Annotated in this window: 24 protein-coding genes; 8 read left to right on the top strand and 16 right to left on the bottom strand. The window is 62.8% G+C overall.

Annotated features, from left to right (window positions below):
- Positions 1–2: 2 nt before the first annotated feature.
- The 8 genes from tadA to ACE3RX_RS11110 form a co-directional block, all read right to left on the bottom strand.
- Positions 3–488, bottom strand: coding sequence for a tRNA adenosine(34) deaminase TadA (gene tadA, locus ACE3RX_RS11145; protein ID WP_374483356.1), 486 nt, complete (start codon positions 486–488; stop codon positions 3–5).
- 312 nt (positions 489–800) lie between these two features.
- Positions 801–1,298 (bottom strand): TPM domain-containing protein, encoded by a 498-nt coding sequence (locus tag ACE3RX_RS11140; protein ID WP_374483355.1) that lies wholly within the window; start codon positions 1,296–1,298, stop codon positions 801–803.
- Complete coding sequence (locus tag ACE3RX_RS11135; RefSeq protein ID WP_374483353.1) at positions 1,295–2,053, bottom strand: YgcG family protein; 759 nt, start codon at positions 2,051–2,053, stop codon at positions 1,295–1,297. The genes ACE3RX_RS11140 and ACE3RX_RS11135 overlap by 4 nt, the downstream gene beginning before the upstream one ends.
- Before the next feature lie 198 nt (positions 2,054–2,251).
- Positions 2,252–2,800, bottom strand: a complete 549-nt coding sequence (locus ACE3RX_RS11130) for a LemA family protein (RefSeq protein ID WP_374483351.1) — start codon at positions 2,798–2,800, stop codon at positions 2,252–2,254.
- Between the two features lie 69 nt (positions 2,801–2,869).
- The gene (locus ACE3RX_RS11125; RefSeq protein ID WP_374483349.1) at positions 2,870–3,715 is read right to left on the bottom strand and encodes a uracil-DNA glycosylase family protein; all 846 of its coding nucleotides are present in this window, start codon (positions 3,713–3,715) and stop codon (positions 2,870–2,872) included.
- A 10-nt stretch (positions 3,716–3,725) separates the two neighbouring features.
- On the bottom strand, positions 3,726–4,178 hold the full coding sequence (rimI, locus tag ACE3RX_RS11120) for a ribosomal protein S18-alanine N-acetyltransferase (RefSeq protein WP_374483347.1): 453 nt from the start codon (positions 4,176–4,178) through the stop codon (positions 3,726–3,728).
- Positions 4,175–4,867, bottom strand: coding sequence for a tRNA (adenosine(37)-N6)-threonylcarbamoyltransferase complex dimerization subunit type 1 TsaB (gene tsaB / locus ACE3RX_RS11115; protein WP_374483345.1), 693 nt, complete (start codon positions 4,865–4,867; stop codon positions 4,175–4,177). The genes rimI and tsaB overlap by 4 nt, the downstream gene beginning before the upstream one ends.
- A 67-nt stretch (positions 4,868–4,934) precedes the next feature.
- On the bottom strand, positions 4,935–5,261 hold the full coding sequence (locus ACE3RX_RS11110) for a hypothetical protein (protein WP_374483343.1): 327 nt from the start codon (positions 5,259–5,261) through the stop codon (positions 4,935–4,937).
- 196 nt (positions 5,262–5,457) lie between these two features.
- Here ACE3RX_RS11110 and ompR point away from each other — a divergent pair, with 196 nt between their 5' ends.
- Genes ompR through ACE3RX_RS11070 form a run of 8 tightly spaced genes read left to right on the top strand, consistent with a single transcriptional unit; the run spans position 5,458 to position 10,671 of the window.
- Positions 5,458–6,183, top strand: coding sequence for a two-component system response regulator OmpR (ompR, locus tag ACE3RX_RS11105; RefSeq protein ID WP_374483341.1), 726 nt, complete (start codon positions 5,458–5,460; stop codon positions 6,181–6,183).
- A 38-nt stretch (positions 6,184–6,221) separates the two neighbouring features.
- Positions 6,222–7,574, top strand: a complete 1,353-nt coding sequence (locus ACE3RX_RS11100) for an ATP-binding protein (protein ID WP_374483339.1) — start codon at positions 6,222–6,224, stop codon at positions 7,572–7,574.
- Positions 7,575–7,590: 16 nt separating this feature from the next.
- Entirely contained in the window at positions 7,591–8,328 is a 738-nt protein-coding gene (locus ACE3RX_RS11095; RefSeq protein WP_374483337.1) for an MBL fold metallo-hydrolase, read from the top strand.
- Positions 8,318–8,716: a group II truncated hemoglobin gene (locus ACE3RX_RS11090; RefSeq protein WP_374483335.1), complete on the top strand. Its 399-nt coding sequence runs from the start codon at positions 8,318–8,320 to the stop codon at positions 8,714–8,716. The genes ACE3RX_RS11095 and ACE3RX_RS11090 overlap by 11 nt, the downstream gene beginning before the upstream one ends.
- Before the next feature lie 47 nt (positions 8,717–8,763).
- On the top strand, positions 8,764–9,300 hold the full coding sequence (locus tag ACE3RX_RS11085) for a septation protein A (RefSeq protein ID WP_374483333.1): 537 nt from the start codon (positions 8,764–8,766) through the stop codon (positions 9,298–9,300).
- Positions 9,300–9,599, top strand: coding sequence for a YciI family protein (locus ACE3RX_RS11080; protein WP_374483331.1), 300 nt, complete (start codon positions 9,300–9,302; stop codon positions 9,597–9,599). Before ACE3RX_RS11085 ends, ACE3RX_RS11080 begins: the two co-directional genes overlap by 1 nt.
- 5 nt (positions 9,600–9,604) lie before the next feature.
- Entirely contained in the window at positions 9,605–9,859 is a 255-nt protein-coding gene (locus tag ACE3RX_RS11075; protein ID WP_374483461.1) for a BolA family protein, read from the top strand.
- Between the two features lie 32 nt (positions 9,860–9,891).
- Positions 9,892–10,671, top strand: coding sequence for a peptidylprolyl isomerase (locus ACE3RX_RS11070; RefSeq protein ID WP_374483329.1), 780 nt, complete (start codon positions 9,892–9,894; stop codon positions 10,669–10,671).
- A gap of 107 nt (positions 10,672–10,778) precedes the next feature.
- Here ACE3RX_RS11070 and ACE3RX_RS11065 read toward each other — a convergent pair whose 3' ends face one another.
- The 8 genes from ACE3RX_RS11065 to der form a co-directional block, all read right to left on the bottom strand.
- Positions 10,779–12,089: an adenylosuccinate synthase gene (locus tag ACE3RX_RS11065; protein ID WP_079434945.1), complete on the bottom strand. Its 1,311-nt coding sequence runs from the start codon at positions 12,087–12,089 to the stop codon at positions 10,779–10,781.
- Positions 12,090–12,093: 4 nt separating this feature from the next.
- Positions 12,094–13,248: an ATP phosphoribosyltransferase regulatory subunit gene (locus ACE3RX_RS11060; protein WP_374483459.1), complete on the bottom strand. Its 1,155-nt coding sequence runs from the start codon at positions 13,246–13,248 to the stop codon at positions 12,094–12,096.
- 14 nt (positions 13,249–13,262) lie between these two features.
- On the bottom strand, positions 13,263–13,448 hold the full coding sequence (locus tag ACE3RX_RS11055; RefSeq protein ID WP_374483327.1) for a DUF2065 domain-containing protein: 186 nt from the start codon (positions 13,446–13,448) through the stop codon (positions 13,263–13,265).
- A gap of 2 nt (positions 13,449–13,450) precedes the next feature.
- Positions 13,451–14,359, bottom strand: a complete 909-nt coding sequence (gene hflC, locus ACE3RX_RS11050; protein ID WP_374483325.1) for a protease modulator HflC — start codon at positions 14,357–14,359, stop codon at positions 13,451–13,453.
- Positions 14,359–15,627 carry an FtsH protease activity modulator HflK gene (hflK, locus tag ACE3RX_RS11045; RefSeq protein WP_374483323.1) on the bottom strand — a complete coding sequence of 423 codons (1,269 nt, stop codon included), beginning with the start codon at positions 15,625–15,627 and terminating at the stop codon, positions 14,359–14,361. The genes hflC and hflK overlap by 1 nt, the downstream gene beginning before the upstream one ends.
- A gap of 58 nt (positions 15,628–15,685) precedes the next feature.
- Positions 15,686–16,819, bottom strand: a complete 1,134-nt coding sequence (gene hflX / locus ACE3RX_RS11040; protein WP_374483321.1) for a GTPase HflX — start codon at positions 16,817–16,819, stop codon at positions 15,686–15,688.
- 51 nt (positions 16,820–16,870) lie between these two features.
- Positions 16,871–17,113, bottom strand: coding sequence for an RNA chaperone Hfq (gene hfq, locus ACE3RX_RS11035; protein WP_079434940.1), 243 nt, complete (start codon positions 17,111–17,113; stop codon positions 16,871–16,873).
- 99 nt (positions 17,114–17,212) lie between these two features.
- Positions 17,213–18,541: a ribosome biogenesis GTPase Der gene (der, locus tag ACE3RX_RS11030; protein ID WP_374483319.1), complete on the bottom strand. Its 1,329-nt coding sequence runs from the start codon at positions 18,539–18,541 to the stop codon at positions 17,213–17,215.
- Positions 18,542–18,546: the final 5 nt, after the last annotated feature.

Raw genomic sequence — 18,546 nt, 5'->3', positions numbered from 1 at the left:
CCTCACCCCGCGATGACCCGCTTGCGCCGGGCCGCAAAGAAACTCGACAACAGGCCGCCGCACTCATCAGCCAGGATTCCTCCCTCGATGGCGGCGTGATGGTTTAGGCGTGTCTCCGCAAACAGATCGATTACGCTACCGGCAACCCCCGTCTTCGGGTCACGGGCACCAAAGACCACCCGGCCGATACGCGCATGCATGATCGCCCCCGCGCACATCGCGCAGGGCTCCAGGGTGACGTACAGGGTGCAGCCCGGCAGGCGGTAGTTGCCGAGGCGCGTTGCTGCATCCCGCAGGGCCATCACTTCGGCGTGGGAGGTGGGATCGTGGCGAAGGATCGGCTGATTGAAGCCACGTCCGATCACCTGGCCATCGGGGCCGACGATCAGCGCACCGACTGGGACTTCGCCACAGCGACCGGCATCTTCGGCCAGCGCGATCGCCATGCGCATGAACGCGCTGTCCTGCTCGGAAAGGATGGGGGACATGTTCGACAAACCTGGGACCCTGGGGGACCTAAAGCCGGGATTTTAAAGCAGCAGTGTGGAAAGCCTCAGCGAAACCGCACCAAGACAGCCCTCACCTGCGCCCATGCGCTGCTGGGCGGCGTGGCGGCATTCAGCATGAGCCAGCGGCTTGCTGGTGGAACGACGCCAGGACGAGCAGTCCCGGCTGGCCCGGACCATCGGCGAAGAACTGCAACTACAAGAGCCAGAGAGCGGATGATCCGGGTCGATAGCGCCCCGAGCCTCGAAGTGGACGCTACCTCCAGCCTGATGCGCGCGGTGCTGGATAATCTATCAGAGCAAAATCGGGCGGTCTTGGAGGGTCGCCGGATTGATGCCCGGAGCCGGGAAGTGCGCGGCCAGGATCAAGCCCAGTTCCCGGGCGGCCATCACCGCCCCGCCCCGGTAGTCGCCCTCCCTGAACGCATAGTCCATGCGGTGGCAGAGCTGGTCCCATTCGGCCTGTGGCACCCGGGTGGCGAGGCCGCGATCCGCGATCACCTCCACCTTGTGGTCGAGCCACTGAATGTAGATCAGCACACCGTTATTCTCTTCCGTGTCCCACACCCGCAAGCGGGAAAACAGTTCTTCTGCCCGCGCCCTGGCGCTGGAGTAGCGCCACAGTTCGGCCAGACCGAGGCTGCCCTCGATGACCACGCGAATTTCCCCCCGATGCCATTTCTCGGACTCTCCGAGCGCAACCTCAATGGCTGAAAGAGTCTCCGCCGAGAAGGCCCTGCCCCGCATCCAGGCAGGGGTAAACAGATGTTTGAGGGTTTGCATCAGTTTCATCGCAGCCAGTCTCCAGATGCTCCAGTCGTGCCTGCGCTGCCGCCAGTCGAGCGCCCGATGACTTTCATGCTATTACCCGGTGATCCACCCAGCGCAAACAGGGCAACGAAACCGGCGCATACGGCACCGACCCAGGCCAGCGCGGTCAGCTCCCAGGCCAGAACGAACACGGCCCCGCCCCCCAGCGCCCCCGCCAGCATCCGTCCGGTGATCATACCCAGCCTCCGCACGACCAGCACGACCACGACCAGCGCCAGCAACCAGCGATGGTCGGCAACCGACAACAAAGGCATCGGGACCGGGGTGTCGGCAGTTTGTTGTTGCTGCTGCGACCTTCCCGCAGCCTCGAAGGCGACAGTCAGCGCATTGATGCCGGTATCGAGGCCTGCAGCGTAGTCCCCCTTACGGAGCAGCGGCGCCATCACGTCCACCGCCACGCCCATTGCATCACGATAGGCCTTCTCGCTGGGCCCCTGGCCGATATCGACGAAGATCCGTCCATCATTCTTGGCGATCAGCAGCAACACACCATCCTTGCCGCCGGTATACCGATTGCGCCATGCTGTCACGGCACGGCCCCAGTAAACATCGAGGGTGTATGGTTGCGGTGAGGCAATCAACACGACTCCGATCTGCAAACCCCGCTCCTTGGCGAGCTTCTCGAGCTTGCTCTCGAGCGCAGCCTTATTCCCGGCAGGCATTAGTCCGGACTCGTCGGTCACCCGGCCGGTCAACTCGGGCACGCTCGTGGCCATCTCTGCTCCAGCGAGTGGTAGCGCCGATACCGGCAGTGCGGATAGCAGCAGCAAGACCATCAGACAATGTTTCAGCAATCCGAAAAGATGCACAGGCCCCTCCTCCTTCACACGTCGCTATTCATGCATGTTATGCCAGCCAGGCCAGATCCCATAGGAAAGAGGCAGGCCGGACATGTCCCGACACCTTACGCCCATTCAGCGGATCTCTGCCTTCGGCTTCGCCCCCATCAGCATGGCCAGCAGACTGCTCGGCCAGACACCGATCTCCGTGTTGTATGCCCTGACCGCATCCGCATAGCGGAGCTGGACTGCGTCGATGCGCCCACCGGCCTCCTCCAGCTGCGCCTGAAGGTCGCGGAAACCGGCATCAGCCTTGAGGGCCGGATAATTTTCTGAGATCGCCAACAAGCCATCGACGGCGCGAGACAAGGCCAGATTGCCCTGGGAGAACGCGATCACGGTAGCCGGTCCGCCCAGGGCGTCCGGGCTGGCAGGCATGTGCGCCAAGACGGCAGCACGGGCGCTCCCGACCCGCTCCAGCGCCTCGCGCTCGTTGGGAGCGTAGGTCTGAACAATCCGGACCAAGCCGGGTACCTGGTCGGCACGCCGCTGACTGAGCACGATGTACTCGGAGGCGACCGCCAGCACCTGCTCATCTTCTGCCTGGATCTGCCGATACCCGCAGCCACTCAGCAGGCTTGCTGACAAAATCAGGAACAGCACGGCGGCCAGCCAGTGACGCATGAGAAGTGCCTTTCCCGAAAACGCGTTGAATCCCGCCGTGGCGCTCCAGCCACCGAAGCCCCGCGACGCTCAGGTGCTGCGCGGAGTTACATCCTCGGCCTTGAGGCGCTGCATGGTATGCCGCGCGAAGCACAAATCTTCCCAAGCCTTCGCCTTGTCTGGAAGGTTTCGCAGTAGATAGGCCGGGTGATAAGTCACGACGACCGGTATTGAGCCGTAGGAAAACAGCTTGCCCCGCGCGGCGCCGATCCGGATTTCCTGATTGAGCAAGGCCTGCGCCGCCGGACGCCCCAGAGCAACGATCAGGCGCGGCCGCACCAGTTCGATCTGGCGCTGCAGGTAGGGGAAACAGGCCGCCAGCTCGGCGGTATCCGGCGTGCGGTTATGTGGCGGCCGGCACTTAACGGCATTGCCGATGTAGACGTCTTCGCCCCGCTTCAAGCCGATCGATGCCAGCATGTTGTCCAGCAGACGTCCGGCCTGGCCGACGAACGGTTCGCCCCGCTCATCCTCCTCGGCACCGGGCCCTTCGCCGACGAACAGCCAGTCGGCCTCGCGATCGCCCACGCCGGGAACGGCCTGCTTGCGTCGCCGGCACAGGCCGCAGGCCTCGCAGCCACGGATGCGCGCCTCAAGGGCGTCCCAATCCAACTCGCCGATCCCCGACGAGGTGGCGGGGAGCCTCGCAGGCGGCATGGGCTCAGGCTCCTGCGAGGCCACGACGGGAAGCACGCTGCGCAGAGGCCGCGGCAATGCAGATGAAGCTGGAGCAACGGCGGGTGGCGCTGGTGGCGCATTCTGTGGCGGTGCAAGCTCCGCAGCCCCCGTCCCCTCGTTCAGATCCGCAGGACCGCGGACCCGCCACAAGGGCGCCAGCCCCATCTCCCGCAGGATGCTGTCTCTACGCTGGCTCATCGCGACGCCTTCACAGACGGGACCTCATCACCAGCGCATCCTCGCGCCCTTCGGCCGCGGGATAGTAGCCCTTGCGACGGCCAATGGTCTCGAAGCCCGCTCGCGCGTAGAGCGCCAGCGCAGCAACATTGGACGGCCGCACCTCGAGGAACATCTGGCGAGCCCCCGCCTGACGAGCCACCTCGCCCAGATGATCCAGCATCCGACGCCCCAAGCCCTGGCGCTGGCGCCCGGCAAGTACGCTAATGTTGAGGATATGGGCCTCATCGAGCACCATCATCAAGACCGCGTAGCCTATCCGTTCCTCCCCGTCCCGCATCGTCCAGCAGCCATAGCCGGAACGCATCGAATCCGAGAAGTTGCCAGCCGACCACGGAAAGGAATACAACTGCGCGTCCTGCGCCGCGACCCACTCCAGGTCATCGTCCTGCATCGGCGCGAAATTCAGTCCTACATGGGTCACGCACGCCCTCCATTGGCGAGACGTTCGGCGGTGGTCATCGCCACCTTGTCGCGCACATAGAGGGGAGCCGCCAAGGCTGCATCGATCGCCAGGCCGCTGGCAAATCGGCCCGCCGCCAGACGCGCCACAGCGGACGCCCGCGGCAGCGGTGAAGCATCGAAGCCAGCGAGACGCCCGCCGAGCGCCGGGATCAGCGTATCTCCATAAGCACCAAAGGCAGAGCCGAAACCAAACCAGTCGCCCTCCGGCGGCAATGCCACCGCCGCAGGCACAGCGCAGGCAGGTGCGAGCTGTTCAACCAGCCGACCGTCAACGCGCCGGTACGCGGCAAAATAAACTTCCGACATGCGCGCATCTGCGGCAACGAAAATCGACGGCTGCTCGCACTGTTCCGCCAGCGCCTCCAGCGTGCATACCGGCACCACCGGCTTGCCGGCGCCCAGCGCCAGCCCCTGGGCGGCACCGCAAGCCAAACGCAAACCGGTAAAGGCTCCCGGGCCGGCGCCAAAGGCAATCGCATCTAGCTCGGCAAGCGTGACCGCAGCTTCCTTCAGGAGCGCACGCACTTCGGGAAGAATGGTTTCCGAATGGCCTGGCCGGCCACGCACCGGACGTTCGACGATGCAAGCGCCGTCGAGCAGGGCGACGGAACCGTGTTCAGTAGAGGTTTCGAGGGCGAGAATCTTCATAGGAGGCGCATTCTACCGCGCCTCCGGTGCCGGCAGCCGCGTTCACAACGCAAGCCACCGCCTGTGCTCAGTCCGGACGGCGATGGCGATCGCCATACAGATCCCGTCCAGCGTCGTGAACATCCCGCCGCAGCTGGCGCCGCTCCTCGGGCGACCAACGGCGTGGATTGCGGCTCTCGTCCACCTCCTGCCGCCGAATCGGCTCAGCGGAAAAAGCGGGCATTTCACGCCCCTGACGATCCTGGGGAACCGCATACTGGCGGAGGAACGGGCCCAAGCGCTCGTTGCCCTGGGCTGCCGAGGCCCCGGATACCAGCAGGCCCACCAGCAACAACCCCAGCGTCAAGCTCGGGCCTCGACCAGACTTGTTCGGCAAAGTTGTTTCGTTGCACATGACGCTTATCCTAACCCGGCCGCGATCATTCAGGCATCTCCGGGAAGCGGGCCGATTTGATTCTGGCAGGCAGGACAATACAGCGTGCGACGCTTTGTAAGGGAATGTTAGGCCTGCCGCCCCACTTACGTTTCTTTACCGGCGTCCTTCACCGTGCCGCTAGCCGGCTCGCGAACGAGCGGCTAGCATTCGACCCATGGAAAAAGAGAGCTTTCGCATCCTCGTCGTCGACGACGACCTCCGCCTGCGCGACCTACTAAAGCGTTACCTTGGCGAACAAGGCTTCAACGTCAAGACAGTGGCCGACGCGGCGCAGATGGATCGCGCGCTGCTGCGCGAACACTTCGACCTGATGGTGCTCGACCTGATGCTGCCGGGCGAGGATGGCCTGTCCATCTGCCGGCGCCTGCGCGGCACCAACAACGGCATTCCTATCGTGATGCTCACCGCCAAGGGCGACGACGTGGACCGTATCGTCGGCCTCGAAATGGGTGCCGACGACTATCTCCCCAAACCCTTCAACCCGCGCGAGCTGGTGGCCCGCATCAACGCCGTGCTGCGCCGCCAGCCGCAGATGCCCCCCGGCGCTCCGGCGGCCGACGACGAGGACGTACGCTTCGGGCAGATCGTCGTGCAGCTTGGCACGCGCATGCTGATCCGCAACGGCGAGGAAACCCTGCTCACTACCGGCGAGTTCGCGCTGCTCAAGGTGCTGCTGCAGCATCCCCGCCAGCCGCTTTCACGTGACCGCCTGATGGAACTCGCCCGGGGCCGCGAATACGACGTGTTCGACCGCTCCATCGACGTGCAGATCTCCCGCCTGCGCAAGCTCATCGAGGAAGACCCGGGCAAGCCCCGCTACATCCAGACCGTGTGGGGCTTCGGCTACGTCTTCGTGCCGGACGGCAACAAGCACGCCTAGCAAGACCAGCAGCAGCGCACCTCCTCGCCCGCCGCATCATGGCATCGGCCCGCTATCTGTCACTCTTCCATGCTGCGCCACGCACGCTGCTGTGGCGCATCTTTCTCGTCGTCGCAACGCTAATGCTGGCTTCAGTGGCGGTGTGGTCGGCCATCTTCAGCCATTTCGACCAGTCCAGCCGGGCACGTCAGACTGCCCAGACGGTCATCAGCATCATCAACCTGACCCGCACGGCACTCCTCAATGCCGACCCGGCACGACGCAAGGACCTGCTGCTCGATTTGGCGACCCTGGAAGGCATCCGCATCTATCCCGCTGAAACGCAGGACAAGGTGCTGCCACTGGAAGACACGGCGATCATGCGGATGGTCATCACCGATGTCCGCAAGCAACTCGGCATGGACACCCGCTTTGCATCCTCCTGGGAGGGACTGACCGGCTTCTGGGTCAGTTTCCGGCTGGACGACGATCCGCCATCGGAAAGCATGGAATTCTGGGTCATGCTGCCCAGCGAACGGATCATCCGCCCGCACGCGCTGGAATGGATGTGGTGGGGAGCTGCCGCCCTGTGCCTGGCAACCCTGGGCGCCTACATGATCGTCTCGCGCCTCAGTCGCCCCCTCAAGGCAATGGCAGCGGCGGCTCGCACCGTGGGGCGTGGCGAGGTGCCGCCACAACTGAGCGAAAGCGGCCCTGCCGAACTGTCCGATCTCGCCCACGCCTTCAACCAGATGTCCCACGACCTGCAGCAACTCGACGCCGACCGGGCACTCATCCTGGCAGGCGTATCCCACGATCTACGCACTCCCCTAGCCCGGCTGCGGCTCGGCATCGAGATGTGCGGCGCCGACCCGGCCGACATCGACGCGATGGTCTCCGACATCGAAGACATGGACCGCATCATCGGTCAGTTCCTGGAATTCTCGAAACTCGACGGCGGCGAAGCGCTGACAATGCTGGATCTCTCGGAACTCGCCTCAGAACTCGTCACCCTTTACGCCCGGCGCGGCTTCACGCTTGAACTACGCAGCATCGGCCGTGTCATGGCTGTGGCCCGCCCGCAAGCCCTGCGTCGGGCGGTAACAAACCTGATCGAGAACGCACTGCGCTACGCCGGAGAGACACCTGAACTGGAGGTCGGCACGGACCAGGGCCGGCCGACCATCCGTGTCCTCGACCGCGGCCCGGGCATCCCCGAAGCCGACATCGAACGCGTCAAGCGGCCCTTCACCCGTCTCGAATCGGCTCGCAGCAACACCAAGGGATCAGGCCTCGGGCTCGCCATCGTAGACCGCATCGTGCGCGGCCAGAACGGAGAATTCCGCCTGACTCCGCGGCAGGGTGGCGGACTGACGGCCAGCATCCACCTGCGAGCCACAACAAAAGCCTGAGTTGCAGCTAGAATCGATGCTATCCCGTTTCGGCGCCACGCCCATGATCCTGTTCCGCCAGTTCTTCGATCCGAGCAGCTGCACGCTCAGCTACCTCCTGGCCGACCCTTTGACCGGAGATGCGGTCATCATCGACTCGGTGAAGGAGCACGTGGGCGCCTACATCAGCTTTCTTCAGGAGCAGGAACTCCAACTGGTCTGGGTGATGGAGACTCATGTGCATGCCGACCACATCACCGGTTCGGCCGGCCTGCGCGAAGTGACCGGTGCACGCAGCATCATCAGCGCTGGAGGCGGCGTGGGCTGTGCCGATCGCACGGTTAGCGACGGCGACACAATCGTCTTTGGCAACGAGGTGATCCGAGTCATTCCTACCCCGGGACACACGCCGGGTTGCGTCACCTACCACTGGCGCGACCGGCTCTTCACCGGCGATGCCCTGATGATCGGCGGCTGCGGCCGCACCGACTTCCAGGGGGGCGACGCCGGTCAGTTGTACGACAGCATCACCGAACGCCTGTTCACCTTCCCAGACGAAACACTTGTCTATCCGGGCCACGATTACCGGGGCGCCCGCGTCTCCAGCGTGGCCCAGGAAAAAGGCAGCAATCCGCGCTTGGCCGGACGTACCCGGCAGGAATTCATCGACCTGATGGCCAGCCTCGGCCTGCCACGTCCGCGCATGATGGACGAAGCACTGCCCGCCAACCTGCGCTGCGGCCGTATTGGAGAGCAGGACATACATGGCACTTGAACCTTTGACCCCGTACTCCGAACTCGGCGGCGAAGAGACGATTCGTCGCCTCGTCCATCGTTTCTACGAACTCATGGATACCCTGCCCGAGGCATGGGATGTCCGCCAGATGCACCCCGAAGACTTGTCCGGCTCGGAAGAGAAGCTGTTCAAGTATCTGACCGGCTGGCTAGGCGGCCCTCCGCTTTACGAGCAGGAGTTCGGCCATCCGCGCCTGCGCGCCCGTCACCTTCCCTTCGCAATCGCCTCCAGGGAACGGGACCAGTGGCTGATGTGCATGGAAGCAGCCTTTGACGAATGCCTTCCCGTCGGTCCACTACGAGACAAGCTGTGGGCCGCGATCCTCGGCCTGGCCGACCATATGCGCAACCGCACTGACCTCGCCTGACCGGCTCCACTCACGCCCCCGCCCAGCTTCCCCTCTGTTCCGAACTGATGAAATTTCTTTTCGACCTGTTTCCGATCATCCTGTTTTTCATCGCCTACAAGTTTGCCGGCATCTTCGCGGCAACCGCCGTAGCCATCGCGGCCACCATCGGCCAGATCGGCTGGGTATGGTTCCGCCACCGCAAGGTGGACACCATGCTGTGGGTCAGCCTCGTGATCGTCACGGTTTTCGGTGGCGCCACCCTGTTCTTTCAAAATCCGACCTTCATCAAATGGAAACCGACTGTGCTGTACTGGTTTTTTGCCGGATCCCTGCTGTTCTCCGTACAGTTTCTTGGCAAGAACCTTATCCGCAGTCTGCTTGAAGCCCAGATGAAACTGCCCGAAGCCCTATGGGGCCGGCTCAATCTGGCCTGGGCCGGGTTCTTTGGCGTGATGGGATTCATCAACCTATTCGTGGCCTACAACTTTTCCGAAGACACCTGGGTCAACTTCAAGCTGTTTGGCGGCATGGGCCTGATGCTCGTGTTCGTGCTGGCTCAGGGAATGCTGCTGTCCCGTTACATCGAAGAGGAATCCAAATAATGCTGTACGCCCTGATCGGCGAAGACGCCCCCAACTCCCTGGACAAGCGCATGGCCGTGCGCGGTGAACACCTTGCCCGCCTGCAGGCCCTGCAAGCGGAAGGCCGCCTCGTACTGGCCGGCCCCTGTCCGGCCGTGGACTCCCCCGACCCAGGCCCTGCCGGCTTCACAGGCAGCGTGATCGTGGCAGAGTTCCCCTCCCTCGCCGACGCCGAGGCCTGGGCCGCTGCCGATCCCTACGCGACCACCGGCGTGTTCGTGAGATGCACCGTCAAGCCCTTCAAGAAGGTACTGCCGTGAGCGTCATGGACGAGATCCGTCAGCGCCTAAGCGTGCTGGCCCCCTCGAGCCTCGAACTGATCGATGACAGCCATCTGCATGCCGGCCACGCCGGTGCGCGCTCCGGCGGTGGCCACTACCGCCTCAGCATCGTCTCGGATGCCTTCAGCGGCAAGAACACTGTCGCCCGCCACCGCCTGGTGTACGACACTCTCGGTGACATGATGCGCCGTGACATCCATGCCTTGGCCATCCAGGCCAGGACACCCGACGAAAGTTGAATTTCAACCCGCTCCACCAGCAAGGAAAACTGATGAAAATCATCCCGAGCCGCCTGGCTCTGTCCCTCCTCGCCGTCACCATTGCGCTTCCCGCCTTTGCCCAAACCGTGGCAACGGTCAATGGCACGGCCATCCCCCAGGCACGCGCCGACGTGATGATCTCCGAGCAGAAGTCCCAAGGCACGCCCGACTCCGAACAACTGCGTAACGCAGTGAAGGAAGAACTCGTCCGTCGCGAAGTGCTCGCCCAGGAAGCCCGCAAGAAGGGTCTCGAGAAGTCCGCAGCGATGCAGGCACAGGTTGAACTGGCTCGCCAGGCCGTGCTGATCCGCGCCTACCTGCAGGATTTCGTGAAGAGCCACCCTGTCACCGATGGCGAGGTCAAGGCCGAGTACGACAAGATCAAGTCGCAGCTTGGTGACAAGGAATACAAGGCGCGCCACATCCTGGTCGAGAAGGAAGACGAAGCCAAATCCATCATCGCCAAACTGGAAAAGGGTGAGAAGTTCGAGGAGCTCGCCAAGCACTCCAAGGATCCGGGCTCCAAGGACAAGGGCGGCGACCTCGGCTGGGCCAATCCCGCCGGCTTCGTGAAACCCTTCGCCGAAGCCCTGACCAAACTCGAAAAGGGCAAGATCACCACCACGCCGGTGAAAACCGACTTCGGCTACCACGTCATCAAACTGGAAGACAGCCGCCCCCTCAAGGCACCGACCTTCGACGAGGTGAAGGGCCAGATCAAGCAGCGCCTCGAGCAGCAGCGCGTTGAACGCCACATCGCCGAACTGCGCGGCAAGGCGACGATCAAGTAACAAAAGCCGTCACGCAAATGACAAAAAGCCGACGAAACCGTCGGCTTTTTGTTTGCTTGCTGTCCGCCACTGCTCGCAAAAAGCAACTGGCGGAAGCAAAACCCTTATCAGGCCCCGAAGGGGTGGCGCTTAAGGATCGTCTCGTCACGCTCCGGACCGGTCGAGATCACGTCGATGGACACTTCGCAGATCTCCTCGATGCGGTGCAGGTAGGCACGGGCTTCGGGCGGCAGCGCATCCCACGTACGCGCACCAAAGGTTGTGCCGCTCCAGCCGGGCAGCGTCTCGAGAATGGGCTCGCAACGCACGACTTCCTCGGCCCCCATCGGGAGCAGATCGACGCGCTTTCCGTCGAGCATGTAGCCGGTGCACAGCTTGAGTTCGGTCAGACCATCCAGCACGTCCAGCTTGGTGATGCACAGGCCGGACACCCCATTGATGATGATGGAGCGCTTCAGTGCAGCCAGATCCAGCCAGCCGCAACGACGCTTACGCCCCGTCACGGTACCGAATTCACGGCCGACGGTGGACATCTGATAGCCCGGCGTACCCGCGGTCTCGAAATCCAGCTCAGTCGGGAAAGGGCCGCCGCCAACACGGGTACAGTAGGCCTTGGTGATACCCAGCACATAGTGCAGACGGCCAGGACCGACACCGCTGCCCGCCGCAGCCTGACCGGCCACGCAGTTGCTGGAGGTCACGAACGGGTAGGTGCCGTGATCGATGTCCAGCAGCGTGCCTTGCGCGCCTTCGAACAGCAGGTTGCCGCCGGACTTGTTGATTGCGTAGAGATCGGCGGACACGTCGGTGACCATCGGGCGGATCTCTTCCGCATCGGCCAGTGCCTGATCGTAGACAGTCTGGAAATCCACCGGATCAGCGCCCAGATACTGGGTCAGCACAAAGTTGTGGTAGTCCAGGTTCTCCTTCAGCTTCTCGGCGAAGCGCTCCGGATGGAACAGGTCGTATACACGCAAAGCGCGACGGGCCACCTTGTCTTCGTAGGTGGGACCGATGCCCTTGCCGGTGGTGCCGATCTTGTCGCCGGCGCTCTTCTTGGCCTCACGGGCGCGATCGAGCGCGGAGTGGTAACCGAGGATGATCGGACAGCCCGGGCTGATCTTCAGGCGCTCGCGCACCTTGATGCCACCCGCTTCCAGGCCACGGACCTCGGCCAGCAGATGGTGGATGTCGAGCACCACTCCATTCCCGATGAAGCACTGCACACCATCACGCACGATACCGGACGGAACCAGGTTCAGCTTGTATTCGGTGGTGCCGACGACCAGCGTGTGACCGGCATTATGACCGCCCTGGAAGCGGACAACCCCCTGAGCCTGATCGGTCAGCCAGTCGACGATCTTGCCCTTGCCTTCGTCACCCCACTGGGTGCCCACAACCACTACATTCTTTGCCATTTATTCACTCTCCCTGAAGCGGTTCAACCTGCCAGGCACCGCCCCGCAGAACCAGATGCCGGTCACAGCCGGCCTCGCGCCACGTGCCGTCATGGCCGGGCAATTCAATCACTACGCTTTCGCCGCTTTCGCGCAGGGCGGCAATGGCCGCCTGCAACTGTGGATCGCGCCCGCGGGGTGCCAGGACGGCCCCCGGCACAGCCGGGTCGGCAACCTGCGCCGCCAGCTCGCGCAAATCCAGGCTGAAACCGGTCGCCGGGCGACCACGTCCAAAGGCTCTGCCGACACTGTCGTAGCGCCCACCGAGGGCAAGCGCGACGGGCGACCTGCCACCGTAGGCCGCGAAGACCACTCCGCTGTGGTAATGGTAACCACGCAGGTCGGCCAGATCGAAACTGATGGGCAGGCCTTCCAGTTCATCAGCCAGCCACTGGAGATCGCTCAGTGCAGCCTGGATTTCCCCGTCGGTCGGCAGGATCCCGCGCGCGCGCGCCAGCACTTCAGCGCCACCGTAGAGGGTCGGCAGGGCCAGCAGCGCGTCGCGGACATCTTCGGCGACACCGGACAGCAAATCACGCAAACCGGGCAGATCCTTGGCCTGCAGACAATCGAACAGAGGCTCCTCCCGCTCGGCCCCGATCCCAGCCTTGGCCACCAGCGCCTTGAAAAGCCCCACATGACCGAGGTCGATGCGGGACGTTCCCACACCAGCAGCTTGCAGCGCCTCGGCAAGCAGTCGGATCACTTCGGCGTCAGCCTCGAGGCCTGCATGACCATAGATCTCGGCGCCAAGCTGCAGGGGCTCGCGGGTCGCCGTCAGGGACGAAGGGACTGCGTGGGCAACGCTGCCGCAATAGCTCAGGCGGGCGACGCCCTTGCGGTTGAGCAGGTGCGCATCAATACGCGCCACTTGGGGCGTGATGTCGGCCCGCACGCCCATCGTACGGCCAGACAGCTGATCGACCAGTTTGAGGGTCTTGAGTTGGAGATCCTGACCGGCACCGGTCAACAGGGACTCCAGGTATTCCAGCAGGGGCGGCGCAACGAGCTGATAGCCATTGAGACGGAAGGCATCGAGCAGGCGACGGCGCAGATCTTCCAGTTTGGCCGCCTCAGCGGGCAAGGCATCCTGGATATATTCGGGTAGAACCCAACGCAACATGAGGTAGCGCCTTACGAAAAAACAAATAGGACAACGAGGCCAAGCAGCATGGAGCCGAGGCCGACAAAACGGATCTGCCCGTCCGCCATACGGATCAGACGGGCGAATGTTTCCCTCCACAGGGCTGGCGCGACAAAGGGGACGACGCCTTCAAGCACCAGCATCAGCGCGAAGGCGAGGATGAGGGAGCGCCCCATTGTTACTTCTTGCTCTTTCCGGGCTCGCTGTTGGCCGCGGCCCGTCCACCTGCACTCTTGAGGTACTTGAAGAACTCGGAGTTGGGTTCGACAACCATCACGTCCGACTTGCTCTTGAAGCTGCTACGGTACGCCTCGAGGCTGCGGTAGAAGGCAAAGAACTCAGGGCTCTGTCCAAAGGCCTGCGCATAGATTGCGGACGCCTTGGCATCGCCTTCACCCTTAACCTTCTGCGCATCACGATAGGCTTCAGCGATGATCACCTCCCGCTGCTTGTCAGCATCGGCCTTGATCTTCTCCGCCTCGGCACCACCTTGGGAGCGCAGCTCATTCGCCACCCGCTTTCGCTCAGCCTCCATGCGACGATAGACGGACTCGGAAACCTCGACCGGCAGATCCACGCGCTTGAGGCGAACATCGACGATCTGCACACCAATCTTCCGGGCGTCGAGGTCTGCCTTCACGCGCATCTCATCCATGATCTTCTCCCGCTCACCGGAGACGACCTCATGCACCGTACGCTTGCCGAACTCCTCGCGCAGACCAGCATTGACCGTCTGCTCAAGGCGGGTGCGGGCACGCATCTCATCGCCACCGACAGATACATAGTAGAGCTTGGGATCAACGATGCGCCACTTCACGAAGAGGTCCACCAGGACGTTCTTCTTCTCGGAAGTGATGAAGCGCTCCGGCTCGGAGGTGTCCATCGTCAGGATGCGCTTGTCGAAGTAGCGGACGTTCTGGATCAGCGGGATCTTGAAATGCAGACCCGGCTCGCTGATCTGCCCCTTCACTTCCCCCAACTGGAAGACCAGCGCGTGCTGACGCTGATCCACTGTAAACAAGGACATGGACAGCACGGCCACGCCGAACAGGCCCGCACCAAAAAACAAAGGCAATCGTTCACGCATCAGCGCTCTCCACGGTCACGGTTGCGCGCAGCCTCACGGGTGCGGGATTCCCCCAGCAACGCATCAGCCCGCGGCGGGGCGACATTGCTCTCTGCCACTGGCGATGACATGGGGCGGCTGGCCTGGACGGGCTCGCTTGCCGGCACGCTGGCCGGTGCAGCCGTCTGCTGGATCAGCTTGTCGAGCGGCAGGTACAGTAGATTGCCACTGCCGCGTGCATCCACCATCACCTTGGAGGTATTGGAGAAAATCTGCTGCATGGTGTCGATATACATACGCTGGCGCGTAACCTCAGGCGCCTTGGCGTATTCGGTGTAGATCTGCTTGAAGCGCGAAGCATCGCCCTCTGCCTGGGCAACCACCCGCCCCTTGTAGGCATCCGCTTCTTCGATCAGGCGGGAGGCTGCACCACGGGCGCGCGGAATCACGTCGTTGGCATAGGCCTGACCTTCGTTCTTCTGGCGCTCCCGGTCCTGACCAGCCTTCACCGCGTCGTCGAAAGCGGCCTGCACCTGCTCGGGCGGCTGGGCGTTCTGCATCGTCACCTTGCTGACCTGGATACCGGTTGAATAGCGATCCAGGATGTCCTGCGTCAATTTCTGGGCGTTGGCAGCAACCTGTTCACGGCCCTCGTAGAGCACGAAATCCATCTTGCTCTTACCGACGATCTCGCGCACCGCCGTCTCGGCAGCCTGAATCACCGAATCGTCGGAGTTGCGGTTGCTGAACAGGTACTGCTGCGGATCCTTCAGGATGTACTGCACCGCGAACTGAATGTTCACGATGTTCTCGTCGTCGGTCAGCATCAGGGCTTCTTTCAGCACCTTGTTGCGCTCCGACCCACGATAGCCGATCTCGACCGTTCGCACGCCCGTCAGGTTGACCAGTTCGTGGGTCTGGATCGGATACGGCAGGCGCCAGCGCAGGCCGGGCTCGGTCGCCTCCTGGAATCGGCCGAACTGCAGCACGATACCGCGCTGGCTCGCGTCGACGATATAGAAACCACTGGCCAGCCACACAACGACTGCGAAGGCAGCAATCAGACCAATCCCGCCGCCGAACTGCCGCATGTTGAAGTCGGGAGTGCGATTGCCTCCGTCCCCGCCACCCGATCCGTTACCGCGCCCCGAGTCACGCCCGAACATGCCGGAAAGGCGCCGGTTGAAGTCGCGCCAGAGTTCCTCCAAATCGGGAGGCCCCTGGTTTCCATCGCCGCCGCCGCGGTTGTCACCGCCGCGATTACCCCATTTGGGATCGTTGAGAGACATGAGAATGCCTGTGATCACAGTAAAAATCCGCTCCGGGAAGGTGGTGGGAAAGGATTCGTCAGACAGAATCCTGTGTTGCCGATTTGGCCGCCAACGATGCCTTGTGGGCAAGTGCGATATCGGACAGCACCTGCCTCAGCAAATCGAGCCCTTCACCCGTCCTGGCGCTAAGCAAAACGCGCGAGATATTACCACACGCGTCCCGCTGGACCTCCGGACTGGCCAGGGTGGCATCGATCTTGTTCCAGATCTGGATCTGCGGAAGGCTGCCGGCACCGATTTCCTCGAGCACGACATTGACCGCCGCTATCTGCCCCTCCCTGTCCTCACTCGATGAATCCACGACATGCAGCAGAACATCCGCAGCCACGGTCTCCTCGAGAGTGGCGTGGAAAGCCGCGACAAGAGAATGGGGAAGATCGCGAATGAATCCGACCGTGTCCGATAGCACGATGTTCCCGGCTTCCCCGAGAAAAAGTCGTCGCGACGTGGTGTCCAGCGTTGCAAACAGTTGGTCGGCCGCATAGGCACCTGCCTTGGTCAAGGCATTGAACAGCGTGGACTTGCCTGCGTTGGTGTAACCCACCAAGGATACGGTCAGAACATCTCGACGCTCCCGTGCCCGGCGCCGCACTCCGCGCTGGCGCTCCAGTTGGGCCAGCCGCGATTTCAGCAGCTTAACGCGCTCACCGAGCAGACGACGGTCGGTTTCCAACTGCTTTTCACCGGGGCCACGCAGGCCGATGCCGCCTTTCTGGCGCTCCAGGTGCGTCCACCCCCTGACTAGCCGGGTGGAAAGATGCTGCAACTGGGCTAGCTCAACCTGCAACTTGCCCTCATGGCTCTTGGCACGGAGCGCAAAGATGTCGAGGATCAGGGCGGAGCGGTCGATCACGCGCCGTTCCAGCACCCGCTCCAGGTTGCGCTGCTGCGCCGCCGTAATGTCATGATTGAAGATGACAATGTCGGCCTCGTCGAGCTGCGCCGCCATTCGGATCTCGTCAGCCTTGCCTTTGCCAATGTAGAGGGCGGGATCGGGAGCCTGCCGGCGGCACTTGACGATGCTGACCACCGTGGCACCGGCACTGGTCGCCAGCAAGCCGATTTCGGACAGGCGCTCGTCGATGCCGCCCTGACCGAAATCGACCTGAACCAGAAGCGCGCGGGTTCCCGCGGAAGGCCGGTCAAACACGCGAAAACCCGGATTGGATTGGGCCGCATTGCGGCCGGGCAGTCATTGAACTCAGCTCGCAGCCTCGTTCTGTTCCTGTTGGATGTTGACCGGACGAGCCGGAACGACGGTGGAAATGGCGTGCTTGTACACCATCTGGGTGACCGTGTTCTTCAGCAGCACAACATACTGGTCGAAAGACTCCACCTGCCCCTGGAGCTTGATGCCGTTCACGAGATAGATGGAAACGGGCACGTGTTCACGACGCAGGGCGTTGAGAAACGGATCTTGCAGGAGTTGCCCCTTATTGCTCATGTCATAACCTCTATGGTTTTAGTTTGGAATAATTATAGAGCCATTTGCTGCACCGCCGCATCAGCGGGCGCTGGCTCGCAGGTGTGGAAAACGGGTTACTTAATCTTTGTTCGCGTAGGGGTTGTGCGACGACTTGAATTGTATCCGCAACGGCGTGCCCTGCAATTTGAACGCTTCCTGGAACGTCCGCTCCAGATAGCGGACATAGGATGCAGACACGTCGTCCAGCGCACTGCCGTGAATCACGATCACCGGCGGATTCATGCCGCCCTGGTGCGCATAGCGCATCTTGGGACGGAAACCGCCATGCCTCGGCGGCTGCTGGCGCAGCACGGCATCGAGCAGCAGACGCGTCAGCTTGGGCGTAGACAACTTGGTCATGGCCGCCTCATAGGCGCCGTCCACACACTTGAGCATCGGCACGATGCCCTGCCCCTTCAGCGCAGAAACGTACAGAAAGCGGGCAAAGCCGAGGAAGGGCAACTTGCGGGCGATATCTTCCTTGACCCGCTGGCGACGATAGTCGTCGATCGCATCCCACTTGTTGACCGCCACGACCAACGCTCGGCCAGCCTCGACGATGAAGCCGCCGATATGCGCGTCCTGATCGGAGATTTCCTGGCTGGCGTCAAGCACGAGCACCACCACATTGGCCTGCTCGACCGCCTGCAGGGTCTTGATCACGGAGAATTTCTCCACGGCCTCGAAGACCTTACCGCGCTTGCGCAGCCCGGCGGTGTCGATCAGGGTGTAATGCTGGCCATTGCGCTCGAACGGCACTTCGATCGCATCCCGCGTGGTGCCGGGCATGTCAAAGGCAATGACGCGTTCCTCGCCGATCAGCGTATTGACCAACGTAGACTTGCCCACGTTGGGGCGGCCGACGATGGCCACTCGCGGCCCCTTGCCGGCGGCATCGTCGTCATCCGGATCGACGGGAAAGCTTTCGAGGATCAACTCCATCAAGGCATTGACGTTGTCGCCGTGGGCCGACGAAATGCACAGCGGATCGCCGAGCCCAAGCGCATGGAATTCGGCCGATACCATCGCCCGGTTCATGCCCTCCGCCTTGTTAACTACGAGGAAGGTTGGGCGACCGGCACGACGCAAACGCGTCGCAATCTGTTCATCATGAGGCGTCAGGCCGGCGCGAGCATCCACCATGAACAGCAAGGCATCGGCTTCCGCAATCGCCTGCTCGGCCTGCTTGGCCATTTCATGAACGATGCCTTCCTTCGCCACCGGATCGAAACCGGCGGTGTCGACGACCAGGAATTCCCGCTCAGCCGCACGCCCGAGGCCATAACGACGGTCGCGGGTCAGCCCCGGAAAGTCCGCCACGAGCGCATCACGCGTCTTGGTAAGGCGGTTGAACAAGGTGGACTTGCCCACGTTGGGGCGTCCGACCAGGACAAGAGTGGGTTTCACGCGTC

The organism is Zoogloea sp. (assembly GCF_041914405.1).
Taxonomy (GTDB): Bacteria; Pseudomonadota; Gammaproteobacteria; order Burkholderiales; family Rhodocyclaceae; genus Zoogloea.
The sequence above is the reverse complement of the archived record's forward strand: the minus strand, read 5'-3'. Positions and strand labels throughout refer to the sequence as shown.

What these genes read in the sequence shown, in the direction of transcription:
- tadA (WP_374483356.1), bottom strand. Translation starts at nt 488, where the DNA reads ATGTCCCCCATCCTTTCCGAGCAGGACAGCGCGTTCATGCGCATGGCG.
- ACE3RX_RS11140 (WP_374483355.1), bottom strand. Translation starts at nt 1,298, where the DNA reads ATGAAACTGATGCAAACCCTCAAACATCTGTTTACCCCTGCCTGGATG.
- ACE3RX_RS11135 (WP_374483353.1), bottom strand. Translation starts at nt 2,053, where the DNA reads ATGGCCACGAGCGTGCCCGAGTTGACCGGCCGGGTGACCGACGAGTCC.
- ACE3RX_RS11130 (WP_374483351.1), bottom strand. Translation starts at nt 2,800, where the DNA reads ATGCGTCACTGGCTGGCCGCCGTGCTGTTCCTGATTTTGTCAGCAAGC.
- ACE3RX_RS11125 (WP_374483349.1), bottom strand. Translation starts at nt 3,715, where the DNA reads ATGAGCCAGCGTAGAGACAGCATCCTGCGGGAGATGGGGCTGGCGCCC.
- tsaB (WP_374483345.1), bottom strand. Translation starts at nt 4,867, where the DNA reads ATGAAGATTCTCGCCCTCGAAACCTCTACTGAACACGGTTCCGTCGCC.
- ACE3RX_RS11110 (WP_374483343.1), bottom strand. Translation starts at nt 5,261, where the DNA reads ATGTGCAACGAAACAACTTTGCCGAACAAGTCTGGTCGAGGCCCGAGC.
- ompR (WP_374483341.1), top strand. Translation starts at nt 5,458, where the DNA reads ATGGAAAAAGAGAGCTTTCGCATCCTCGTCGTCGACGACGACCTCCGC.
- ACE3RX_RS11100 (WP_374483339.1), top strand. Translation starts at nt 6,222, where the DNA reads ATGGCATCGGCCCGCTATCTGTCACTCTTCCATGCTGCGCCACGCACG.
- ACE3RX_RS11095 (WP_374483337.1), top strand. Translation starts at nt 7,591, where the DNA reads ATGCTATCCCGTTTCGGCGCCACGCCCATGATCCTGTTCCGCCAGTTC.
- ACE3RX_RS11090 (WP_374483335.1), top strand. Translation starts at nt 8,318, where the DNA reads ATGGCACTTGAACCTTTGACCCCGTACTCCGAACTCGGCGGCGAAGAG.
- ACE3RX_RS11085 (WP_374483333.1), top strand. Translation starts at nt 8,764, where the DNA reads ATGAAATTTCTTTTCGACCTGTTTCCGATCATCCTGTTTTTCATCGCC.
- ACE3RX_RS11080 (WP_374483331.1), top strand. Translation starts at nt 9,300, where the DNA reads ATGCTGTACGCCCTGATCGGCGAAGACGCCCCCAACTCCCTGGACAAG.
- ACE3RX_RS11075 (WP_374483461.1), top strand. Translation starts at nt 9,605, where the DNA reads ATGGACGAGATCCGTCAGCGCCTAAGCGTGCTGGCCCCCTCGAGCCTC.
- ACE3RX_RS11070 (WP_374483329.1), top strand. Translation starts at nt 9,892, where the DNA reads ATGAAAATCATCCCGAGCCGCCTGGCTCTGTCCCTCCTCGCCGTCACC.
- ACE3RX_RS11065 (WP_079434945.1), bottom strand. Translation starts at nt 12,089, where the DNA reads ATGGCAAAGAATGTAGTGGTTGTGGGCACCCAGTGGGGTGACGAAGGC.
- ACE3RX_RS11055 (WP_374483327.1), bottom strand. Translation starts at nt 13,448, where the DNA reads ATGGGGCGCTCCCTCATCCTCGCCTTCGCGCTGATGCTGGTGCTTGAA.
- hflC (WP_374483325.1), bottom strand. Translation starts at nt 14,359, where the DNA reads ATGCGTGAACGATTGCCTTTGTTTTTTGGTGCGGGCCTGTTCGGCGTG.
- hflK (WP_374483323.1), bottom strand. Translation starts at nt 15,627, where the DNA reads ATGTCTCTCAACGATCCCAAATGGGGTAATCGCGGCGGTGACAACCGC.
- hfq (WP_079434940.1), bottom strand. Translation starts at nt 17,113, where the DNA reads ATGAGCAATAAGGGGCAACTCCTGCAAGATCCGTTTCTCAACGCCCTG.